Genomic DNA, 21,292 nt, shown 5'->3' on the forward strand with positions numbered 1-21,292 from the left:
TCCTTGGGATGTCGTGAGGCGGGATGCCGTGAGGTGGGATGTCGTGAGATGGGATGCCGTGAGGTGAAAGGTCAGCGGGCGGGGGAGAGGCGCGCGACGACGTGCAGCCGGTCCGCGTCCGCGGTGGCGCCGGGCAACAGCCCTTCCCGCCAAGGCGGTTCGGTGCGCGGGCCGGGCCCGTCGTGGAGTTCGAGGACGTCGAAGCCGTGCGCCCCGAGCAGATGGCGCAGCTCCTGCGGGAACAGCAGCCGCCACACGGACCGCTGCTCGACCGGCTCGGGACCGTCGTCCACGGTCCATACGCGCGTACGGCGCAGGAGTTGGGCCGTGCGGTCCACGGTGAGCGTGGTCGTGGAGCGGTAGACCGAGCCCTGCCAGGTGAACGTGTCGACGGCGGGCGCGTCCAACAGGTCGGTGCGGCCGAGGAAGTAGGCGCCGTTGCGCATCTCGGCGACCAGCAGACCGCCGGGGGCCAGTGCCTGTCGGCAGGAGGACAGGAACGCGTCGAGCTGGGCGTTGGTGTGGCAGTACAGCAGGGAGCTGTCCAGGCACACCACGGCGTCGAACTCACCCCGGCCCAGGTCGAATCCGCGCAGATCGGCGTGGACGTACACCGGCCCCGGATGATGGGCGCGGGCGTGCGCGAGCATCGCCTCGGACAGATCGGCGCCGGTCACCCGGCGCCCCACGGCGTGGAGACGGGCGGCGTCGCGTCCGGTGCCGCAGCCGATGTCGAGCACCCGCGCCCCGGCGCGATGCCGGCGCAGACAGTCCTCGGTCCAGCGTGCGGCGAGCCGGTCGGGAGCGGGGAACCGCGCCTCGTACAGGGCCGGGTGGTCGGTGAGCAGGTTGAGGGCGGCGGTGGAGGCCATGGGTGTGGACGTCACGGGTGTGGAGGGCACGGGTGTGGCGGTCATGGGTGTCGTCTCCTTCCTCGCGGGCCTCAGACGGCGGTGGCCACGGCGGGCTTCGCCGGTGCCGGCAGCGATCCGAGCCGGTGGAGCCAGGCCACGCCCAGCGCGGACGCGCCCCCCACCAGCGCACAGCCCACCCACGGCAGCCAGCCCGCCCCGCCCCGGTCCCCGAGGTCCATCACCCAGCCGACGAAGGCGTTGCCGACGGCGGCGGCGATCCCGGAGACCATGTAGAACACGCCGAAGTACGTGCCCGTCAGCTCGGCCCGGCCGAAGCGGGGCACGAGTTCCATCACGAACGGCTGGGCGACCATCACCCCCAGGTGGAGCAGCAGCGCGCCGAGCAGGACGGGCAGGGCGCGCAGCACCGCGTCGGCCGGACCCGCCGGGCCGTCGGAGCCGCCGGCCACCACGGCGGGCGGCAGGAACGCCAGCGCCATGAGCGCCAGGCCGGTCGCGATCCAACGTGCCCTGTTCCCGCGTGCCTTGAGGGCTCGGGTGACGCGCAGTTGCAGCGCGATGTTGGTGACCGTGCCGACGACGAAGACGAGCCCGGCCGCCCCGTCCCAGCCGGTGGCGTGCCGCGCCCCGTCGGGCAGCAGCAGATAGAGCTGGCTCTCCAGGGTGAACAGACCGACCATGGCCAGCGCGAACGACAGGAAGGCACGGTTGCCCAGCACCTCACGCCAGTCCGCGCGCAGTGTGCTCCGGTTCGGCCGGACCGCGCGGGCGGGCAGCACCAGCGCCTGCGCCACGGTCAGCACGGCGAAGACCGCCGCGGCGGTGAGCGCCGACGCCCGGAAGTCCACCAGCAGCAGCACGCTGCCCAGCAGCGGTCCGATCAGGGCACCGGTGGTGGCGAACACGTTGAACAGGGCGAACGCCTCGGCCTCCCGCTCGCCCGCCTCCTGGGAGAGGTAGGCGCGCACGGCGGGGTTGAACAGCGCCCCGGCGAGTCCGCTGAGCACCGACGCGGCGAGCAGGACGGCCAGGTCGTCGCCGAACGCGAACAGGGCGAACCCGACGGTGCGCAGGGCACACCCGGCGATGATGACGCCGCGCGCGCCGAGCCGGTCGGAGGCCGAGCCGCCGATGAGGAACAGCCCCTGCTGGCTGAGGTTGCGCACCCCGAGGACGACGCCGACGACGGCCGCCGACAGGCCCAGGTTCTCGCCGAGATGGGTGGCCAGATAGGGGATGAGGAGATAGAAACCGGTGTTCACACCGAGCTGGTTGACCAGCAGGAGCTGGACCGCGAGCGGAAACCCGCGCGCCTCACGCCACGTCCTCATCGGCCCCCACCTCCTCGACTCCCAGGCCGGGCCGGTCACTTGCCCGGACGAAGCCGTCCTCGCCGCCGATCCCCGACCACGGGTCGCGGGCCAGCAGCAGATGTCCGTCGAGGTCCGCCCAGCGGGCCCGGTCGGCGAGGTGGACGGCGGGAGCCAGTCCGAGACTGCTGGCGGTCAGGCAGCCCAGCATCAGCGCGGTGCCGCTGCCGTCGAGCACCTCGGCGATCCGCAGGGCCGCGCGCACGCCCCCGCACTTGGCTAGTTTGACGTTGACGCCCTGCACCCGCCCGGCCAGCCGGCGCACGTCCGCCAGGCTCACGGCGTCCTCGTCGGCGATCACGGGCAGCGGCGCACGCTCGGCCAGCGCGGCCAGCGCCTCCGGATCTCCGGGCGCGAGGGGCTGCTCCACGGCCTCCACACCGAGGTCGGCGAACCGGGGCAGCAGCGCCTCGGATCGCGCCGCCGTCCAGGCCCCGTTGGGGTCGAGCAGCAGCCGGGCCCGGGGCGCCGCGTCCCGGACGACCCGGACGCGCTCGACGTCGTCCTCCGGATCGGAACTCCCCGCCTTGACCTTGAGGATCCCGAAGCCGCTCGCCGTGAGCGCACGCGCCTGGGCGGCGGCGCGGGCGAGCGAGGTGATGCCGATGGTCCGGGCGGTGGCCGCGACCGGCGGCCGTACGGCACCCAGCAGCCGGTGGACCGGGCGGCCCGCGCGCCTGCCGACGAGATCGAGCAGTGCGGCCTCCACGGCGGCCGTCACGGCCGGCGGAGCACCTCGACCGCTCAACTCGCCCGCCCAGAGCGCCTCCAGGGCGCTCTCGGGATCGGGGAAGCGGGCCAGACCGGCACCGGCGGCGCCGAGAAGCCGTTCCAGCGACGCGGTGCCGAGCCCGTAGTAGACGCTGGTGACGGCCTCGCCGTGGCCGGTGACACCGTCGTGCTCGACGGCCAGCCATATCGCGTCACGGGAGGTCATGGTGGAGCGGGAGATGCGCAGCGGCTCGGCGAGATCGAGCCGTACGGTGCGCAGACGGGCCTTCACGGGGTCCTTTCCGGACGGGGCGAGTCACCCAGCGGGCTCAGTGGATTCGGCGGACTCAGCGGATCGGTGACGCGCGTGCAGCGCGCCCAGCCGGTCGCCTCGGCCGCGCCGGGGTACGGGATCTCGACCGGCCGGGCGGCCGCCGAGGCCGGGTCGAGACGGTGGGCCGAGGCGAAGTCGTCGTCGTAGACGGTGCCGAGGTAGCGGTGCGGGCCGTCGGGGAACACGGTGGCGACGACCGCGCCGGGGTGGACCCGGGCGGCCCACGCGGCGACGCGAGCGGCGGCGCCGGTGCTCCAGCCGCCGCTGACGAAACTGCCGCGCGCCAGCCGGCGGCAACTGTCCACGGCCTCGGCCGGGCCGACCCAGTGCACCTCGTCGAAGGCGTCGTAGGCCACGTTGCGCGGGTGGATGCTGCTGCCCAGGCCGCGCATCAGCCTCGGCCGGGCGGGCTGGCCGAAGATGGTGGAGCCGGTCGCGTCGACCCCGATCAGCCGCAGCGCGGGCCAGCGCCGCCGCAGCGGGCCGATGACCCCCGCGCTGTGGCCGCCCGTGCCCACGCTGCACACCAGGATGTCCAAGTGGTCCAGCCGGTCGACGAGTTCGGCGGCCAGGGAGGCGTAACCGGCGCTGTTGTCGGGGTTGTTGTACTGGTCCGGCCAGTACGCGTCCGGCAGCACGGCCAGCAGGTCCCGCAGCCGTTCGAGCCGCGCGGCCTGCCAGCCGCCCCGGACCGCCGGACGGTCCACGATCTCCAGCCGTACCCCATGAGCACGCAGCAACTGCCGCATGGACGGCTCCAGTTCACTGTCCCCGACCAGGACGACGGGATGGCCGAGCGCCTGACCGGCGAAGGCCAGCCCGACCCCGAGCGTGCCCGACGTGGACTCCACCACCGGCGCCCCGGGCCGCAGTTCACCGCGCTCACGGGCACCCAGCAGCATCGACACCGCGGCCCGCGCCTTCATCCCGCCCGCCGCGAGGCCCTCCAGCTTGGCCCAGAACCCCGGGTGCGGGCCCGGCAGATCGACCGTGACCCGGACCAGCGGCGTACCGCCGAGCAGGGCGAGCAACTCCGGGCGGGCCGCCCGGCACAGAGCGGTCGTGGTCATCGCGAACCCTCCGGACACGCGCCGCCGTATCCGTCGTCCGCACGCGGACCGCCGTAGCGGTGCACGACACCCGGACCGCCGTCGAGCCAGAAGAACGGATACGGCTCCGCGCACACCGCGCTCACCCCGTGCCCGAGGAAACGCGGCAGGACGGCGCTCCCGGTCTGCGCGAACATCACCAACTGCTTGCCGTGCCGCACCGCGTGCCGCCGCAGCGGCTCGAAGGTGCCGTTGCCCAGGGTCATCCCCGACACGAGCAGCGCGTCGCAGCGCCCGGCCGCCGTGAGCGCGTCGGTCACCACCTCCTCGCCCCACTCGGTCCGGCCGCCCTTGAGATCGCAGGGCACATAGCCGAGCCCCCGCCCACGCAGCTCCGCCAGCAGGGAGTTGACGACCCCCACCACCAGCACGGTCGCCCCCACGGGCAGTTCGAGCAGCTCCACGACCGCCCGCGCGCGGGCCACGGACTTCTCCAACGACGTCCCGGCGGGCAGCGGAACGGGCCGCGCCCCGTTGCCCGGGGTGTGCGGGGCGAGGTGCATCAGATAGGCGTCCAGCGCGGCCACACGCACCGCGGGCAGCGGATGCTCCAGCAGCCGCGCCACGTCCACGCCCGCGCACTCCTCGACGGCACGCTCCGGCAGCGCCCCGGGCTCGACCGCGCACGAGCCCACGGCGGCCCCGAGCCGCAGACTGAGGACCTCGTTGCGATAGCCCCCTGACCGCCCCTCGTGCCGTACCGCCTGCCGGGTCGTGAACGCCACGGCGATCCGCAGCCCGGCCGGATCCGGACCGAGTCCACCGGCGCGCACGCTCGCCACCAGCTCGTCGTACGCCGCGAAGCGCGCCCCGCGGGCCGTGTCGACGGCGCTCGTCGGATCGCTCATCAGGCCGCTCATCGGATCACCAGCCCCGACCGCAGCTCGTCGAGGAGGGCCTCGACCCGGGCGCGGGCGCCCAGCCCGGCGGGGTCGCCGGCCATGACGTGCCCGAGGTACTCGTTGTTGCTGCGCGCCGCGCTCACCTGCCGGCCCGGCCCGGGCAGCCCCACCTCCAGCACGCCCGGCGCCGCTCCGAGGCCGCCGTCGTCCAGGGATTCGACGGTGCCCGAGGTCTCCGGCACGAGGAACCCGACGGCCGCGCTGCGCAGCCCGGTGTCGCCGCCCCGCAGATCGGGCTCGCGGCCCAGGGACACCTCCACGAAGGCGGCGGCCAGGTCGACGCCGGTCACATGGCGGACCAGTTCGGTGATGCGGTTGCCCGCGGGGCGCGGGTTGACCTCGACCACACGCGGACCGGCGGAGGTCAGCTTGATCTCGGTGTGGGCCACCACACCGTCGGTCAGACCGAGCGCCTCCAGCGCCGCGAGGGCGGTCCGCCCGGCGGCCTCGGCGTCGTCGGCGGCGAGCGCGGCCGGGAACATGTGCCCGGTCTCGATGAACGCGGGCGCCCCGCCGATGCTCTTGTCGGTCACGCCGACCACCTGCACCGTGCCCGCGTGCGACACCGTCTCGACGCTCACCTCGGGGCCGTCCAGCAGCTCCTCCAACAGGACCGCCGGCGCCCGGCGCTGGCCGCGGGCGTTGACGGGGAAGGCGGCCAGTTCCCTCACGCAGGCGGCGAGTTGCTCCTCGTCGTCCACACGCCGCACGTACATGCCCCCGCACAGGTCGACCGGCTTGACGACCAGCGGATAGCCGATGCCGTCCGCCGCCCGGCTCAGGTCGGCCCACTCCTCGTGCACGGCGAACCGCGGCCCCGGAACCCCCGCTTCGGCGAGGATCCGACGGGTGGCGTCCTTGCGGCAGGCGGCCTCCACCGCCTCCGGGGCGGCACCGGGCAGCCCCAGCCGCGCGGCGATCCGGGCCACGGCCGGCAGGTAGTAGTCGCAGGACGTGAGCACCCCGTCGAAGCGCAGCACCGCGTGCAGCCGCTCGATCTCCGGCAGCAGGGCGTCGGTGTCGTTGGTGTCGGCGGTGATCACATGGCGGGCGCCGAGCAGCGGGTGGGCCGTGCCCTCGGGTGCCGAGCGGAGGTAGTGGTGCAGGTCGCGGGTGAGGAAGGTGAACTCGTGCCCTCCCTCCCGGATCGCCCGTGGCAGGAGTCTGCTCATCGACCCGACCCAGCTCTCGACCATCAGCAGATGAGCCACAACTCCCCTTTTCGCGACAGCGGTTCAGACGTCGGGGCAGCCCGGAGAAACCCTCGGCGAGAGGGGACGGGGGGCCGCGCCAACCGACACGCTATCGATAATCATTTTCATTTACCAGTCCCTCTGCGGGACCGGATGGCGGGAAGGGCGGCTGAACGGCGGGAAGGGGGGGGCTGAACGGCGGGAAGGGGGGCTCATGTCGCCGTACGACTGAGGGTCGAGCCCTACTCCTGGGGCCTGTGCCCCCAGGCGGTGAGCATGCCGGCCGACAGGGCGGCGCAGTCCCCGGAGTCCAGGTACCGGATCGCCGCGTCGATGTCCGCGTCGCCGACCAGACCGGTGGCGCGCATCGCCGCCCTGCTCCGCTCCCAAGTGTCCGCCCAGAAACGGCTGATGGGACTGCCCGGCAGCAACGGCGGTACGTGGATCTCGGCGCCGACGGACACCAGCCCCGCCTCGCGCAGCAGATGCGGATACGAGGGCACCCAGGAGACATCGGTGCCGATGGTGTCCCCGAGCCCGCGCCACATCGCCCGCATCACGACGCTGTACGGCGTGTCGTCCGGCAGTCCGGCGGCCCGGTCGCTCGTCAGATCGACGGCGTCACCGAGCACCAGCACACCGCCGGGCTCGACGAGTTCGGCCAGCGCCCTGATCAGACGCTCCCGCTCGGGCACGTGCATCAGCACGAACCGCGCGTGCACGAGCCGGAATCGGCCGGGGGCGAAGTCCGGGGCGGTGACGTCGGCCTCCAGCACGTCCAGTCCGAGCATCTGCCGCGCGCGCAGGAACCGTACGTCCCGGTCCACGGCGAGCACGCTCGCCACCCCGGCCCCGGTCAGCAGCCCCAGAGAGACCGTCCCCGTACCGGCCCCCACGTCGAGGCAGCGCCACCCCGGACCGACCCCCAGGGACCGCAGCCGGGTCAGCGTGACGTCGTCGTAGGCCAGGGCGCCGTAGTCGATGCGCTCGCCCTCGCCGGCCTGTTCGGGACGGAACACGGCCTCGCCGTACCGCCCGTCGCCGTCGTCGGAAGATCTCATGGCCGGACCTCTTCACGCGGGTGGGGGAGGGGGACGGTGACGCCTCCCCGATCCTCCACAGGCGCCGGTTCCCTCGGCTGAGGCGCGCCGTCACGGTCCACCGGGCGCCCGGCACGGCGCAATGCCATGGAAATCGCAGATGCCATGTGCACAAGTAGTTCAACCTTGCATCGGCCATGCTTCTCGATCTTTCACTTGAGTATATGCGTCTGCGTGACAGGTCCCTCTCTCGCAGCCGCCGGTACGGCCGTCGGGCCGCTGGCGGAAGTCGTGCTCGCCGGTGACGTGGCCCGGCCGTACCGTCTGACGGTGCCCGACCTGCTGGCCTGGCCCCAGCGGCAGGCGGACGTCGCCTTCGAGTGCGCCACCAGCGGCGTCCAGCGCCACCGCTTCACCGGCCCGCTCCTGCACGACGTGCTCGCGGACGCCGGCCCCGTCTTCGACCCCGCCCGGCGCAAGGACCGACTGCGCTTCCTGATCGCCGTGCGCGGCGCGGACGGTCACCACGCCCTGCTGTCGTGGGCGGAGATCGACCCCGACTTCGGACAGGCGCCCGTGCTGCTCGCCGCCACCGTCGACGGCACCCCGCTCGACCGCGCCGGTCCGCAACTCGTGCTCCCGCAGGACCGTTGCGGTGCCCGCCACATCAGCGCCATCGACACGATCCGCGTGGACGGCGGCTACCGGGCGTGGACGTGAGGAACGGAGACCGCGACAGCCGGGCTGTCAGTGGTCCGTGGCACGATCCCGGACATGACTGCGACCGACGAGCGGTTCGTTCACGACATCGCCGACGCCTTCGGCGTACCGGACGGCGTGGCGCGGGAGTTGATCGCGCGCTCCCGACCGTGCCTCTACCTGGTGCCGTACGAGGAACTGCCCCCGGACCGACGGGAGAAGGCCCGGCCCGCCGGGCGCACGGGCGGGCTGCCCGCGCTGCCGGAAGGGGTGGACTGGCCCGACGGCAGGGAGCCCCTCGTGCTGACCGTCGACTGCGCGGCCCTGCCCCGCGACGTCCTGGACATCGAACTGCCCGCCGACGGGCACCTGTTGTTCTTCACCGACATCGAGTACCCGCCGGAGTCCTCCGTGGTCCTCCACGTCCCCGCCGGGGTGCCGACCGCGGAGCGCGCCGCGACGTACACCTACGACGGCGAGGACATGAGCATCAGGGTCTACGAACCGCGCACCCTGTACCCCGTGACCGGACTGACCCTCGACAGTGAGAACGACTGGCGCACGGGCCCGGAGACCAGCGCGTTCGGGGACGTGGACGTGCTCGACCGTTTCGAGGACGCCGTCCTCGCCGCGGCCTCCGGCGGCAACCGGCCCGGAGTCTGTGTCCAGCTCGGCGGGTTCTCCGACCCGTGGGACATGGCACCGGACGACGGCGACGACGTGCTCCTCGCCCAGATGGCCGGACAGGCGATCGACTACGAGGTCTTCACCATGAACCTGATCGTGGGCACCCGAGAGGACATCGCCGCCCGGCGCTACGCCGACCTCCGCTACGAACAGCAGTGTTGACCGGCGCGCATGCTACGCACCCGGCGGGCGGAAGCCGACCTGGCGTCGGGTGGCCTCGTCGATCTCCTCCACGGTGAGCAGGGGAGTGGCCCGGGTGCGCAGGGCGCCGCTGGCCTTGACGCCGAGGCTGACGGCGGCCATGGAGACCTGGTCGGGGAAGTCGATGATGCCCACGAAGTCGTCCTCGCCGAAGGCGAAGTACAGGGCCTCGACCGTGCCGCCGAGGCCGGTGACGACCTGCTCCACGGCGTCACGACGGCCGCTCGCGCCCTCCGCGAGCAGGCCCTTCGTGCCTTCGGGCGTATAGCTGGCCTGGATGAGGTACTTCGGCATACGGCTGCTCCCTGCGCGCGAGGCGGACGCAGGTGGACTTCCCGCTGTCACCCCGGCCGCCGCCCGGCCGCCGCCCGGATTCACCCGTTGGAGGGGGCGAGCGGTGGCGTCCCGTCCTGGACGGGGATGCCCAGCCGCTCGGCGACCGCCGTGAGGGCGGCTCCCAGCGGGAGGGCCACCCGGGTCACGGCGTGCCGGTCGCCGCGGGTCGGGTCCCGGTTGACGATCAGCACCGGTGTCCCGGCCTCGGCGGCCTGGCGGACGAACCGGAGCCCGGACATCACCGTCAGCGAGGAGCCCAGGACCAGGAGCGAGGCCGCCTCGCGGACCAGGGTGCGGCAGTGCTCGACCCGCTGCGGCGGAACGGTCTCGCCGAAGAACACCACGTCCGGTTTGAGGACGCCGCCGCACATCGCGCAGGGCACCACGTGGAAGTCGCCGATCTGTTCGTCGGTGAGGTCGGCGTCGCCGTCGGGGTTGATCTCCGCGGCCACCGGGTCGAAGCCCGCGTTGGCTTCCTCCAGCCGCCGGGCGAGTTCCCGGCGCGGGGTGAAGGTGCCGCAGGTGAGACAGACGACCCGGGCCAGGCTGCCGTGGAGCTCCACGACGTCCTCGCTGCCCGCGGTCTGGTGCAGCCCGTCCACGTTCTGCGTGATGACACCCGAGAGCAGGCCGTGCCGCCCGAACGCGGCCACGGCCCGGTGTCCGGCGTTGGGCAGGGCGCGGCCGAAGGTGCGCCAGCCGAGGTGGCTGCGCGCCCAGTACCGCCGCCGGGCATGGGCGCTCGCGGTGAAGTCCTGGTAGGTCATCGGGGTGTGCCGGCTCAGGCTCCCGCCCTCGCCCCGGTAGTCGGGGATGCCCGACTCCGTGGAGATGCCGGCCCCGCTGAGCACCAGCAGACCGCCGCCGCCGAGCGCCTCGGTGACCTGATCCAGGTCCGTGGTGCCCGGCGGCAGGTCCTCGGTGGGGGTCCAGCTCAGAGTGGGGCGCATGCGCATGCCGCAAGGGTACGAAAGTCGTCGCCGTCACTGAGATGGCCTGCCGGAGGGCCGATCCGGCGCCCACCGCTTGAGAACACCGGCGGGCGGGCAGACAGTGGGATGCATGAGCCGTCACCGACGTCCACCGCGCAGAACGGCGTGGCTCGTGGGTGGGACAGCCGTCCTGGTGGGGGGCGGTCTGGGCATCTGGGCGCTGACGGCATCGGACGGCGGTACGCCTCGGCCGACGCCGACCCCGTCGAGTGACCTGTCCCTGCCCACCTACTACCCACCGCCGTCCGCGACGGCCAGCCCGGAGACGTCCAGCACGGCCCGCCCCAGCGCCACGGAGTCCCGGCCCTCCGGCACGCCCACGGGCGCGGCGACGACCGGGCGCCCGACGGCCCGCCCCAGCGACCGTGCCACGGCCGGGGCGACCACCCCGAAACCCCCCTCCACGCGTCCTTCGGCCGCACCGCGGACGACATCGGCACCGGTACGGCCGTCCGCCTCGTCGGTACGGCCGCCGAGGACGACCCACCCGCCGAAGCCGCCCAAGCCGCCGAAGCCACCGGTGACGACCCGGCCGACGCTCACCCTTTCGGCCTCCGCGACGGCGACCGACGTGCCCCGGCCCACGCCGACCGGGCCCGTGTCGACCGTGCCCGTACCGCCCACGACCGTGGCGCCGACCCTGACCACGAGCCCACCCCCGACGCCGCCGCCCACGGTCGGGAGCACCCCGTCGACCACCACCGTCTGGTACACCTCCGCCGTCGCCCAGGCCGCCGCCCGGCGCATGGCGGCCGCGGGCCGGGTCGGCGACCCGGTGTGCTCGATGGCGGCCCTCGGCAACCCCGATCCGAGGCTGGTCCCGCAGGTCAGCCGTATCGGCATCGGCACCTCGCAGAGCTACTGGTGCCTGATCTGGTGACTGTCGGCGTCGGCGAGGTCAGCCAGGTCCGCGCGCCCTGGCCAGCAGGGTGACGGCCAGCAGAGCCGCGGTCGCCGGAAACAGCGCGGTCGGGCCGCCGAGCGAGTAGAGCGGGCCGCCCGCCAGCGATCCGAGGCCCGTGCCGGCGTCGAAGGCGATGTTCCACGCCACCCCCGCCACCCCCGGCCCGGCGGAGGTGTCGTCGGCGGACTGGAGGAGCAGCACCAGGGTCGCGCTCTGGACGGCCCCGAAGCCCGCCCCGAACACAAAGGCGCCGCCCACGAACACCCAGGTCAGCAGTGCGCCGTCCGGCGGCACGGCACCGGCGGCCGTTCCGAGGACGGTCATGAGCACGGCCGGTGTCAGCACGCGCCGGGCCCCGTGCCGGTCGATGAGGCGGCCGGCCAGGAGCCGGGCGAGCACGGAGGAGACCTGGGCGGCGAGCAGGGCGGCGGGCGCGGCCGACGCGGTGAGGGGCAGGAACGTGAAGACGACGCCGTAGGCCGTGGTGGAGGCGGCCTCGATCAGCAGCAGGCCGGTCATGGGGCGCAGCGCGCGGGCCGTGGCCGCCTTCGGGGGCCGGGACCGTCGGGGCGGGGCGGCAGCGGGGCCGCCGGGGAAGCCGGCGGCGCCCGCCACGACGAGGGCGGCGCCGCCCGCGGCGAGCCCGAAGGCGAGCGGATAGGAGTCCTGCCGGGCGAGGGCGACGCCCAGCGGCGCGCCGAGGATCCCGGCGACGCCGACGACCGCGCCGTACAGGCCGAGGGCGCGGCCGCGGGCGGACGGCGGGAACAGGTCCGCCGTGAAGGTGACGCCCGCGACGACGAGGATGCCGAACCCCAGGCCGCGCACCGCCGACAGCCCGATCAGCGCGGGCAGTCCGGAGACGGCCGGCAGCGGCAGACACGGCAGACCGAGCAGCGCGCCGCACAGCATCAGGGACCGCCGCCGCCCCAGCCGGGCGAACAGCCGCGGGGTGAACGGCTGGACGGCCAGCGCGGCGGCCATCAGCGCGCCGGTGAGGGAGCCCGCGCCCGCCGGTCCGGCGCCGGAGCGGACGGCGTAGGCGGGCATGGCGGAGAGCAGCACGTTGAAGTGGGCGAAACCGCCGAAGGCGGCGACGAAGGCGCCGACGACCGCCGCCCGTCGCCGTCCGGTCGACGGCGACGGGCGGGGGCCGGCCGGGGCCGGCGGCTTCGCGGGGACGGTCACCGCGACCGGGCCGCGCGGAGCACCCGGAGACGGCCGGTCAGTGCCGCCCCCATCCCGGGACCGTGCCGTCGACGGTGAGTTCGTACTGGTCGTAGCGGGACATCAGGTCCAGCAGTTCGTCCTCCGTGGGCCGGTTGCCGTCGGCGTACAGCTCCGCGAGGCCCCGGAAGTACTCCTCGCGGTCCTTGGCCGGGGTGAAGATGATGAGCATGGTCGCCTGGTCCTGGTACGGGTTGCGGAAGCCGTGCGACATGTTCTCGGGCACGTTGACGTACGTGCCGGGCCTGGCGGGGAAGGAGCGGCCGTCGAGGTGCAGTTCGACCGTGCCGTGCAGCACGTAGAACGCCTCCAACTGCTCCTTGTGTATGTGCGGGGAGGCTCCGGGCGCGCCGGCGTCCATGCGGTGCTCGAAGATGCCGAGGCGGTTGTCGGTCTCCCCGCCGACGGCCTTGAACGTGGTGTGGGTGGTGGTGCCGATCTGGACGGAGTCTCCCTCGCCGGGCAGGACGATGCGGGGCAACTGGGTCATCGAGCGGGCTCCTCGGTGGCGTCGGTGGGGGCGGAGATGACGGGGCTTTCTTCGGCGTCGGCGGACTCCAGCCAGGACAGATAGCGTTCGCCGGTGTCGGGGAAGACGGTCACGAGGGTCTGCCCGGCGTGTTCGGGGCGGGCGGCGAGCACCCGGGCGGCGTGGGCGGCGGCGCCCGAGGAGACACCGACCAGGAGCCCCTCGTTCCGGGCGAGCAGCCGGGCGGTGTCGAAGGCCGCCTCGTCGGAGACGGTCAGCACCTCGTCGATCAGGTCGGTGTCGGTGGTGTCGGCGACGAAGCCGCCGTTGAGGCCGGGGATGCGGTGCAGCCCGCCCCAGCCCTCGCTGAGGACCGGTGAGCGTTCCGGCTCCACGGCGACCACCCGCAGCGCGGGGTGACGCTCCTTCAGATAGCGGGCGGTGCCGCTGAGCGTGCCCCCGGTGCCCACGCCCGCGATCAGCACGTCGATGCGCCCGTCGAGGTCGGCCCAGATCTCGGGGCCGGTGGTGGCGTAGTGCGCGGCGACGTTGTCGGCGTTCTCGTGCTGGCGGGCGAACCAGGAGCCGGGGCGCGCCCGGTGGATCTCCTCCGCCTTCTCGATGGCGGCCGTGTAGCCCTCCTCGGCCGGGGTGAGGACCACCTCGGCGCCGAACGCCCGCAAAAGCTGGACGCGTTCACGGGTGGCGCTGTCGGGCAGGACGATGACACAGGCGTAGCCGCGGGCGGCGCTCAGGGCGGCCAGCGAGATGCCGGTGTTGCCGGAGGACGCCTCGACGACGGTGCCGTCGCCGGGGGTGAGCAGGCCGCGCCGCTCGGCGGCCTCGATCATGTAGAGACCGGTGCGGTCCTTGACGCTGGACAGCGGGTTGGCGCTCTCCAGCTTCGCGTACAGCACGGTCGTCGGGGTGCCCGAGTCGACCCGGACCAGGGGGGTGCGGCCGACCAGCTCCTCCAGTGATCCGGCGGGCCTGCGGGCGGTGGGCAGGGGTGGGGTCGTGCGGGTGGTGGTCATGGTCTGCTCCTCGTCGGCGGTCGGTGGCCGCGGGGTCACCAGGTGGGGAAGGCCGTCACCGTCGCGGTCGTCCGGGGCGGGGCGCCGGCGGCGGTCCTGGCGGGTGCCGGGCGGACGGCCGCCCGGCGGGTCACGGACCGTCGGCCGCCGGTCCGCCGGGGTGTCGCGACCGGGGCGAGCACGCGGCTGCCCTCGGGCACGTCCCGCAGCACCAGGGCGTGGGCGCCGATCACCGTGTCCGAGCCGACGGTCACCGGGCCCAGGACGGCGGCGCCCGCGCCGATCACCACCCGGTCGCCGACCACCGGATGACGGCGGCCGCCGGCCGAGCCCGACGGGTCGTGCCACCAGCCGGTGGAGCCCAGCGTGACCTGGTGGAACAGCGTCACGTCGTCCCCGATCACCGCGGTCTCCCCGATGACGGTGCCCGCGCCGTGGTCGACGAAGAAGCCGCGCCCGATCCGGGCCCCGGGGTGGATCTCCACCCCGCCCGAGGCCACCCGGGCCGTGTTGGACAGCAGCCGGGCGAGGCGGCGCAGTCCGCGCCGGTGCAGCCGGTGGGCGACCCGGTAGCCCCATACGGCGGGCAGCGCGGGGTGCAGCAGGGCCTCACCGCGGCTGAGTACGGACGGGTCGCGGCTGCGGATCGTGTCGAGATCGGCCACGGCGGAGAGGTACCAGCGGGGTGCGGACGGGCGGTGGCGGCGGCGTGCGGCCGGGCGGCTCACGACCGCTCCTGGGCGTTCGCCGTGTTCGTGGCGTTCGCGGCCGCCTGGGGCACCGACGTGTCGGCCCGCGGCACCGACTCGTCGGCGGGCGCGGCCGGTTCGGGGGTACGGCGGAGCTGGCCGAGGCGGTTCTCCGCGTAGCCCATGCCGAGCAGCACGATCACCCCGCCGAGCAGGAGGTTCCAGGAGACGGCCTCGCCGAGGGCGACGGCGCCGATGAGGACGGCGGCGACCGGCACGATGTAGTTGACCGCGGAGGCGTTGGTGGCGCCGACGTCGTTGATGAGCCGGAAGTACAGCACGTAGGCGAGGCCGGTGCTGAACAGGCCCAGGAACAGGATGCTGAGGGTGACCTTGGCGGTGAAGTGGGGGGTGTGCCAGGTCAGGAAGGGCAGGGCCGCCGCCATCAGGACGGCCGCGGCGAGGAGTTGGGAGGCCGCGGCGGCCAGCGGGGCGAGCGCGCGCGGGCTGAGGAACTTGCGGACGTAGACATAGCCCACCGCGTAGCTGAGCGCGGCGCCGAAGCAGGCCGCCCGGCCGGAGAAGGAGCCGGTGGCGTCGGTCCAGGGGCCGATGACCACGACCACGCCGACAAAGCCGACGAGCAGGCCGACGGCCTTGCGGGCGGTGGCGCGTTCGGCCGGCAGGACGGCGGTGGCGACGCCCAGGGTGAGCAGCGGTGTGGCGCCGACCAGGACGCCCGCCAGACCGGCGCCGGTGGTGCGCTCCCCGTAGGACAGCAGCAGGAACGGCAGGACGTTGCCGAAGAGGGCGGCGGCCGCCACGTGGCCCCACAGACCGGCGCCCCTGGGCAGGGGCACGTGCCGCAGGGCGGCGAGGGAGAGCAGGAAGGCGGTGCCCAGCAGCAGCCGGGCGATGACCAACTGGCCGGGGGTCAGCCCGTGCAGCGACGCCTTGATGAACGTGAAGCTGCTTCCCCACAAGGTGGCTTGGAGCAGGAATCGGGCGATGGTCGCGTTCTTCACAGGGGGTTGTCCTTCGATGGTTGGCTGCGCGGGTGGTGCGGGTCCGCCGGTCAGTAGGCGGGGTGTTTGACCAGCAGGTCGGCCCGGCCGGTGATCTCCGGTCCGTAGACCCGCTCCTGCCAGTCCTCGGCGGGGACCGGCTCCAGGGCGATGGAGACCGCGCCCTCCTCGACGTCGAACGCGGCGGTCACCGCGTCGGTCACGGCCGCGACGAGGGCGGCCCGGCGGTCGGCGTCGAGATCCTTGGGGAAGTGACGGACGGTGACATGGGGCATGCGGGGGCTCCTTCGGGCGTGCTGCGGTTCAGTGGTGGTCGAGCCGGCGGATCGCGGCGGACAGTTCGTGGACCCCGGGGGCGCGCAGCAGCCCGTAGTGGTCGGCCGCCAACGCGACGACCACGGGCGGGCGTTCGGACCAGCCGCTGACGCCGTCGAGGAAGGAGTAGTCGTCGCCCGCGGCCTTGAAGACGCGGACGGGTGCGCTGATCCGGTGTTCCAGGAGTTCGCCGAACGTGTACTCGAAGGTGTAGGTGAGGCGGACGATCTCGGTGATCCGCCGCACCAGTTCGGCGCCCAGATGCGGGTACCGCTCGCCGACGAAGGCCGCGAAGGAGTCCGGGCCGGTGGCCGTGGCCAGGCAGTCGGCCAGCTCGGGGCCGTCGATCCGGCCGGCGAACACCGAGTAGAGGATGGTCAGGAAGGTGGGGTCGCCCCAGTCCGCCGCGCGTGCGGCGCCGTCGGCGGCGGGGCGGGGTGCCGTACGGCTGCGGATCCTGGGGGAGCCGGGGGCGATCAGGTTGAGATGGTCCACCCGGTGCCCGGCGGCCTCCAGTTGATGGGCCGTCTCGAAGGCGACCCGGGCGCCGAAGGAGTAGCCCCACAGCGTGTACGGCCCCTCCGGCTGGGTGCGCAGGATCAGTTCCGCGTCGGCGGCGGCCATCTCCCGGATGCCCCGGTACGGCCGTTCGCCCGCGTTGACGCCGTGCGCCTGCACCCCGAGGAAAGGGCGGCCGCCGTCGGTCTCGGCGGCCAGCGCGCGCAGGTTCATGGGGTAGCCGCCGAGGCCGGGCCAGCAGAACACCGGCCGTGCGGTGGAGTCTTGGCCGGCCGGGCGCAGCGGGACCAGCCGGGACAGCCCGGGCCGTGCCTCGCCGGTGGCGGCGCGCGCCGACTCGACGCTCAGGGCGAGCTTCTCCACCGTCGGGGCGTCGAAGAGGACTTGGAGGGGGAGGGTCGTGCCGAACTCCTTGTTGATGCGGTTGACCAGGGCGACCGCGACCAGCGAGTTGCCGCCCGTCTCGAAGAAGTCGTCGAGGACCGACGCCTCGTCGCGGTGGAGCAGCTTCCGCCACAGTGCGGCGACCCGCTCCTCGGCCGGGGTGCGCGGCGCGGTGAACGGCCGGTCGGCAGGGCGCGGCACCTCGGTGTCCAGCCGTTCCAGGGCGCGGGTGTCGGTCTTGCCGTTCGGTGTCAGCGGCAGGGCGTCGAGCACGGTGACCCGGTTGGGCACCATGTAGTCGGGCAGGAACGCGGCCAGATCGTCCTTGATCATCTCGGCGGGGCCGCGCATGTGGACGACGTCCTCCTTCATGCCCTCGGCCCGCCGCTGCTCCTCGCTGACCCGCCCGCCGACGAAGAAGTACGACGGCCCGGTCGCCAGGCCCGCCCCGGTGAGGATCCGGTCGACGCGGCGGGCGGCCGGCAGGGGGTTGCCGGTCTTGGAGCTGTAGCCCGCGGACATCAGCCCGATGCCGAGGTCGTTGAGCTGGAGCCGCTGGAGTTCGCGTCCCAGTGCCACATAGCGCAGCCAGGACGGACCGGTGGGGCTGACCACGCTGATGCCGACGGAGGCCCGGTCGTACACCTCCTGGTTGATGGCGATGACGTGCTTCTTCTGGACCAGTTCGGCGGAGACGGGGCGCAGGCCGCCGCCGGTGTAGGCGTACTGGCCGGCCGGGAGACCGGCGATCCGGCCCGGGTGGGCCTGGACGTACACGTCCAGGGGCGGCAGGCCCGGGGGCTCGTCCGGGCCGAGCGGGACGATACGGAAACTGCCCAGGTAGTAGTCCTCGTCGGGGATCCGCAGCCGGTCGCGGACGGCCGGGTCGTAGCCGTCCGGCACCACCCGCAGGCCGTGGCCGGGCAGCACCTCGTCGAACAGCCCGAGGATGTGCCCGGTCTCGATCTCCAGGACCTCCAGGATGTTGTTGCGGTAGACCGGCTCGATCGCCCGGCGTCTGCCGGTGAAGTGCAGGCGCAGAACGGGGCGTCCGGTGGTCTCCCGCTCGCCGATCCGGACGAGCGTGTGGTCGACCGGGTGGTAGTACGAGTAGCCGGGAGCCAGGCCCGCGACGCCCTCGTGCTCCAGGTGGAGCTGGGTCGCGTACAGCGAACCGGGTGACGCGTAGCCGTACTTGGGCAGCAGCCGCTCGGTGCTGCGGTACTGGCCGAAGTAGCGCAGGAGGTGTCCCCACTCGTCCCGGGTGAGGTCGGCGGGGTCGCGCGGCGCGGCGCCGGGCGCGCGGCGCTCCAGCAGCCGCAGGACGTCGTCCTCGCGCAGCTCGCCGCCCTCGAAGAAGCGGTACGTCTTGCGGGCGAAGACCAACGCCCGCTGCTCCGCGGTGGGTTCACGGCCCGGCAGCTCGGTCACGGGCCGCCCGGCCAGCTCGTCGGGGCCGCGGACGCCCACGTCGGCGAGCTGGGCCCTGACCTGGAGCTTGCCCGCCTTGGATTGATGGTGCGCCCCGTGGTTGCCCTGGTCCATCAACGCGGCCTCGGCCGGGTCGAGTTCGATGTAGGACAGCAGGTTCTGATGACCGGTGGCCCGGTCGTCGGCCACGATCACCGCGGCCTTGCGCACCCAGTCGTGCGTCTCGATGCGCAGCCGGATCTCGTCCAGCTCGATGCGGTAGCCGCGCAGTTTGACCTGGGTGTCGGCGCGGCCCACGTACTGCACGGTGCCGTCGGGGTTCTCGTAGGCGAGGTCGCCGGTGCGGTACAGCCAGCCGCCCCGGCCCCGGCCGGCGTACGGGCTGTGGAAGAACCGCTCGGCGGTGAGATCGGGGCGCAGCAGATAGCCGCGCGTCAACTGCCGTCCGCCGATGTACAGTTCGCCGATCTCCCCCGCGGAGACCGGGATGCGTCGCTCGTCGAGGATCAGATACTCGGTGTTGGCGGCCGGGGTGCCGATGGGCACCGCCCGGGGCCCCTCCCGCAGGGCGGCCGGATCGACGGTGTGGGACGAGGAGTTGATGGTGCACTCCGTCGGCCCGTACAGATTGACGAGGGTGGCGTGCGGCAGGGTCTCCACGCAGCGCCGGGCGAGTTCCCGGGAGAGGATCTCGCCCCCGCTGAAGAGCTGGTCGAGCGAGACAAGCCGTGACGTTTCTTCGAGGTCGAGCAGCGCCCGCAGCAGCGTCGGCACGCACTGGAGGGTGGTGATGCGGTGCCGCTCGATGTGCTCGGCCATCCGGTCCGGGTCCCGGTAGAGCCCCGGTTCCCCCATCACCACGGTGGCTCCGCAGGCGGGCGCGAGCAGCTCCCACTGTGCGGCGTCGAAGCTGGTCGGCGTCTTCTGGAGCACCCTGCGGCGCTCGTCCAGGCCGTGGCTCTCGTGCAGCCAGCGCAACTGGTTGGCCAGCGACCGGTGTTCGATCATCACGCCCTTGGGCCGCCCGGTGCTGCCGGAGGTGTAGATGACGTACGCCAGATGGTGCGGCTCGGGGGAGGGGAGCGGGGGCAGGGTGCCGTCGTCGGCACCGGTGATCCCCTGGGCCCGGCCGAAGGCCCGCGCGTCGGACAGGCTGACCACCCGGGTCTCCGCGGGCGCCAGCTCCCGTAACCGGGGCCGGAGTTCGTCCTGGACGAAGACGATGGCGGCCCGCGCGTCCTCGATCATGAACCGGAGGCGCTCCGCCGGATAGTCGGGGGACAGCGGCAGATAGGCGCTCCCGGCCCGCAGGATGCCCCAGGTGCCGAGCGCGAGATCGTACGACGGGTCGGCCAGGACGCCGATCCGGTCGTCCGGACCGGCCCCCAGATGGCGCAGATACGCGGCCACGAGCGCGCTGTCGTCGGCGAGCCGGCGGTAGGTGAACGAGCGGTCCCGGTGTACGACGGCGACGTCCTCGGGGCGGAACCGGACCTGCTCCGCCAGCAGTTCGGGAATCGTCTCACCGGTCCGGGTCGACGTGGTGCGGACGGCTTCGAGTTCCGTGGTGGGCATGAACCTGTCTTTCGCTGCGAGGGACGACGGCGCGACGGCAGGCCGCTCGATTTCCCTGTCGTGAATGGGTTCAGTCGGGAATTCGGTGGGTGAAAGCGGACGGGCATGGCGCAATTCGATGCCTCGAAAAGCTTGCCCGGACAGGCCACTTGTTTTCAACTGCTCCCGGCGGTCATCATGTTGCAGACAGCAAACTGCCAGGGGGTAAAGATGGACATACGCCAACCGATCGACTGTTCCGCGGTAGCGTCCGCACTAGGCCCCGCACATACGCGGGTCTACGCCTGGGCAATTTCTTATCAATTTGTTTCGGTCTCACGAACGGCGGATGTCCTGGGTTTGACCGAATCGGAGGCGAGGCAGATCCTCACCGATCTGGAAGACGCCCATCTGCTGGAGAAGTACCGGAACGACGACGCCCGGTCCACGGAATCCGCGGATCCGGCGGAACACCGGTGGCGGATTCTCGATCCGCAGGTCGCCGCGGCGCGGCTCGCCTCCCGGGAATCGGCGATGCGGCAGACCGTCGTACGGCTCAGCGAGACCCGCCGGCGGCTGGACGACCTCGCCGCCCTGCACTCCGCGCTGCGCGGCTCCGGCCCGCCCCGGCACTCCGTCGAAACCTTCGCCGACCGCGCCTCGGCCGGGGCCGTGCTGGCGGAGGCGCTGCTCGGCTGCCACGACGAGACGGTGAGCTGCCGGCCCGGCGGCACCCACCCCGCCGACCCGTTACGGCCCGCTCCCGACGAGGAGTTACACCTGCTCGCCCGAGGCGTCCGGTTGCGCGTCCTGCACCCCCACGCGGCACGCCATCGGCCGGCCGCCCGCGCCCATCTGGAACGGCTCACCGCCGCCGGGGCCGAGGTGCGCACCATGGCCGAACCGTTCGGCGCGCTGACCGTCGTCGACCGCACCGTCGGTTTTCTGCCGCATCCGGCCGCCGCCGACGGGGTCGTCCGGGTGTGCGAGGAGGCCACGCTCACCTTTCTGCACCGGGTCTTCGACCAGGCGTGGGAGCGGGCCGAGCCCTTCGCGGGGCCGGACGACGGGCCGGTCCGCGACGAACTGCACCGCACGATCCTGAGCCTGCTGAGCGACGGCGTCCGCGACGAGACGATCGCCCGCCGGCTGGGCATCTCCCTGCGGACCTGCCGCCGGCACATCGCCGACATCTTCAAGGACCTGGGCGCGGAGAGCCGCTTCCAGGCCGGCTACCTCACAGGCCGACGCGGCGGCCCCGTATCCGAAAGGCCGCCGCGCGCTCATTGACC

General features: G+C 73.4%; 21 protein-coding genes. 4 read left to right on the plus strand and 17 right to left on the minus strand.

The features are described from left to right. Nucleotides 1-71: 71 nt before the first annotated feature. From AFM16_RS35835 to AFM16_RS35865, 7 genes are all read right to left on the minus strand, one after another. Nucleotides 72-872, minus strand: a complete 801-nt coding sequence (locus AFM16_RS35835) for a class I SAM-dependent methyltransferase (protein WP_078637219.1) — start codon at nucleotides 870-872, stop codon at nucleotides 72-74. 71 nt (nucleotides 873-943) lie between these two features. Further along, nucleotides 944-2,206, minus strand: a complete 1,263-nt coding sequence (locus tag AFM16_RS35840) for an MFS transporter (RefSeq protein WP_030782551.1) — start codon at nucleotides 2,204-2,206, stop codon at nucleotides 944-946. After that, the gene (locus AFM16_RS35845) at nucleotides 2,190-3,248 is read right to left on the minus strand and encodes a dipeptide epimerase (RefSeq protein ID WP_078636477.1); all 1,059 of its coding nucleotides are present in this window, start codon (nucleotides 3,246-3,248) and stop codon (nucleotides 2,190-2,192) included. The genes AFM16_RS35840 and AFM16_RS35845 overlap by 17 nt, the downstream gene beginning before the upstream one ends. Then, nucleotides 3,245-4,360 (minus strand): PLP-dependent cysteine synthase family protein, encoded by a 1,116-nt coding sequence (locus tag AFM16_RS35850; RefSeq protein ID WP_078636478.1) that lies wholly within the window; start codon nucleotides 4,358-4,360, stop codon nucleotides 3,245-3,247. Before AFM16_RS35850 ends, AFM16_RS35845 begins: the two co-directional genes overlap by 4 nt. Further along, nucleotides 4,357-5,247, minus strand: coding sequence for a Rossmann-like domain-containing protein (locus AFM16_RS35855; protein WP_078636479.1), 891 nt, complete (start codon nucleotides 5,245-5,247; stop codon nucleotides 4,357-4,359). The genes AFM16_RS35850 and AFM16_RS35855 overlap by 4 nt, the downstream gene beginning before the upstream one ends. Before the next feature lie 8 nt (nucleotides 5,248-5,255). Beyond that, on the minus strand, nucleotides 5,256-6,512 hold the full coding sequence (locus tag AFM16_RS35860) for an ATP-grasp domain-containing protein (RefSeq protein WP_179123350.1): 1,257 nt from the start codon (nucleotides 6,510-6,512) through the stop codon (nucleotides 5,256-5,258). Nucleotides 6,513-6,736: 224 nt separating this feature from the next. After that, nucleotides 6,737-7,555 carry a class I SAM-dependent methyltransferase gene (locus AFM16_RS35865; protein ID WP_078636480.1) on the minus strand — a complete coding sequence of 273 codons (819 nt, stop codon included), beginning with the start codon at nucleotides 7,553-7,555 and terminating at the stop codon, nucleotides 6,737-6,739. Between the two features lie 213 nt (nucleotides 7,556-7,768). Between AFM16_RS35865 and AFM16_RS35870 the strand changes: the two genes are divergently transcribed. Then, nucleotides 7,769-8,254, plus strand: coding sequence for a molybdopterin-dependent oxidoreductase (locus AFM16_RS35870; RefSeq protein ID WP_030782536.1), 486 nt, complete (start codon nucleotides 7,769-7,771; stop codon nucleotides 8,252-8,254). 54 nt (nucleotides 8,255-8,308) lie between these two features. Then, on the plus strand, nucleotides 8,309-9,082 hold the full coding sequence (locus AFM16_RS35875; RefSeq protein WP_078637221.1) for a DUF1963 domain-containing protein: 774 nt from the start codon (nucleotides 8,309-8,311) through the stop codon (nucleotides 9,080-9,082). 12 nt (nucleotides 9,083-9,094) lie between these two features. On the opposite strand, the gene AFM16_RS35880 is transcribed toward AFM16_RS35875, so the two are convergent. The 3 genes from AFM16_RS35880 to AFM16_RS35890 form a co-directional block, all read right to left on the minus strand. Further along, nucleotides 9,095-9,415, minus strand: a complete 321-nt coding sequence (locus AFM16_RS35880) for a GYD domain-containing protein (RefSeq protein WP_030782530.1) — start codon at nucleotides 9,413-9,415, stop codon at nucleotides 9,095-9,097. 80 nt (nucleotides 9,416-9,495) lie between these two features. After that, complete coding sequence (locus AFM16_RS35885) at nucleotides 9,496-10,413, minus strand: NAD-dependent protein deacetylase (RefSeq protein WP_078636482.1); 918 nt, start codon at nucleotides 10,411-10,413, stop codon at nucleotides 9,496-9,498. Nucleotides 10,414-10,680: 267 nt separating this feature from the next. Further along, nucleotides 10,681-11,097 (minus strand): hypothetical protein, encoded by a 417-nt coding sequence (locus AFM16_RS35890; RefSeq protein WP_143648512.1) that lies wholly within the window; start codon nucleotides 11,095-11,097, stop codon nucleotides 10,681-10,683. Here AFM16_RS35890 and AFM16_RS39185 point away from each other — a divergent pair. Continuing rightward, nucleotides 11,078-11,329 carry a hypothetical protein gene (locus AFM16_RS39185; protein ID WP_143648514.1) on the plus strand — a complete coding sequence of 84 codons (252 nt, stop codon included), beginning with the start codon at nucleotides 11,078-11,080 and terminating at the stop codon, nucleotides 11,327-11,329. The genes AFM16_RS35890 and AFM16_RS39185 overlap by 20 nt on opposite strands. Before the next feature lie 18 nt (nucleotides 11,330-11,347). Here AFM16_RS39185 and AFM16_RS35895 read toward each other — a convergent pair whose 3' ends face one another. From AFM16_RS35895 to AFM16_RS35920, 7 genes are read right to left on the minus strand one after another with little or no spacing between them, the layout of a single operon-like run. Beyond that, nucleotides 11,348-12,541, minus strand: coding sequence for an MFS transporter (locus AFM16_RS35895; RefSeq protein WP_078636484.1), 1,194 nt, complete (start codon nucleotides 12,539-12,541; stop codon nucleotides 11,348-11,350). Between the two features lie 37 nt (nucleotides 12,542-12,578). Further along, on the minus strand, nucleotides 12,579-13,070 hold the full coding sequence (locus AFM16_RS35900) for a cupin domain-containing protein (protein ID WP_030782519.1): 492 nt from the start codon (nucleotides 13,068-13,070) through the stop codon (nucleotides 12,579-12,581). After that, nucleotides 13,067-14,083, minus strand: coding sequence for a cysteine synthase A (gene cysK, locus AFM16_RS35905; RefSeq protein WP_051780250.1), 1,017 nt, complete (start codon nucleotides 14,081-14,083; stop codon nucleotides 13,067-13,069). Before cysK ends, AFM16_RS35900 begins: the two co-directional genes overlap by 4 nt. A 35-nt stretch (nucleotides 14,084-14,118) precedes the next feature. Continuing rightward, nucleotides 14,119-14,811 (minus strand): serine O-acetyltransferase EpsC, encoded by a 693-nt coding sequence (gene epsC / locus AFM16_RS35910; RefSeq protein ID WP_179123351.1) that lies wholly within the window; start codon nucleotides 14,809-14,811, stop codon nucleotides 14,119-14,121. Continuing rightward, nucleotides 14,808-15,797 carry a DMT family transporter gene (locus AFM16_RS35915; RefSeq protein WP_078636485.1) on the minus strand — a complete coding sequence of 330 codons (990 nt, stop codon included), beginning with the start codon at nucleotides 15,795-15,797 and terminating at the stop codon, nucleotides 14,808-14,810. Before AFM16_RS35915 ends, epsC begins: the two co-directional genes overlap by 4 nt. Nucleotides 15,798-15,847: 50 nt before the next feature. Then, nucleotides 15,848-16,072 (minus strand): tautomerase family protein, encoded by a 225-nt coding sequence (locus AFM16_RS40315; protein WP_245177891.1) that lies wholly within the window; start codon nucleotides 16,070-16,072, stop codon nucleotides 15,848-15,850. 28 nt (nucleotides 16,073-16,100) lie between these two features. Next, nucleotides 16,101-20,021 carry a non-ribosomal peptide synthetase family protein gene (locus AFM16_RS35920; protein WP_245177892.1) on the minus strand — a complete coding sequence of 1,307 codons (3,921 nt, stop codon included), beginning with the start codon at nucleotides 20,019-20,021 and terminating at the stop codon, nucleotides 16,101-16,103. A 339-nt stretch (nucleotides 20,022-20,360) separates the two neighbouring features. Here AFM16_RS35920 and AFM16_RS35925 point away from each other — a divergent pair, with 339 nt between their 5' ends. Beyond that, nucleotides 20,361-21,290, plus strand: a complete 930-nt coding sequence (locus AFM16_RS35925) for a helix-turn-helix transcriptional regulator (protein ID WP_107419220.1) — start codon at nucleotides 20,361-20,363, stop codon at nucleotides 21,288-21,290. Nucleotides 21,291-21,292: the final 2 nt, after the last annotated feature.

It is taken from the genome of Streptomyces antibioticus, assembly GCF_002019855.1.
GTDB lineage: Bacteria > Actinomycetota > Actinomycetes > Streptomycetales > Streptomycetaceae > Streptomyces > Streptomyces antibioticus_B.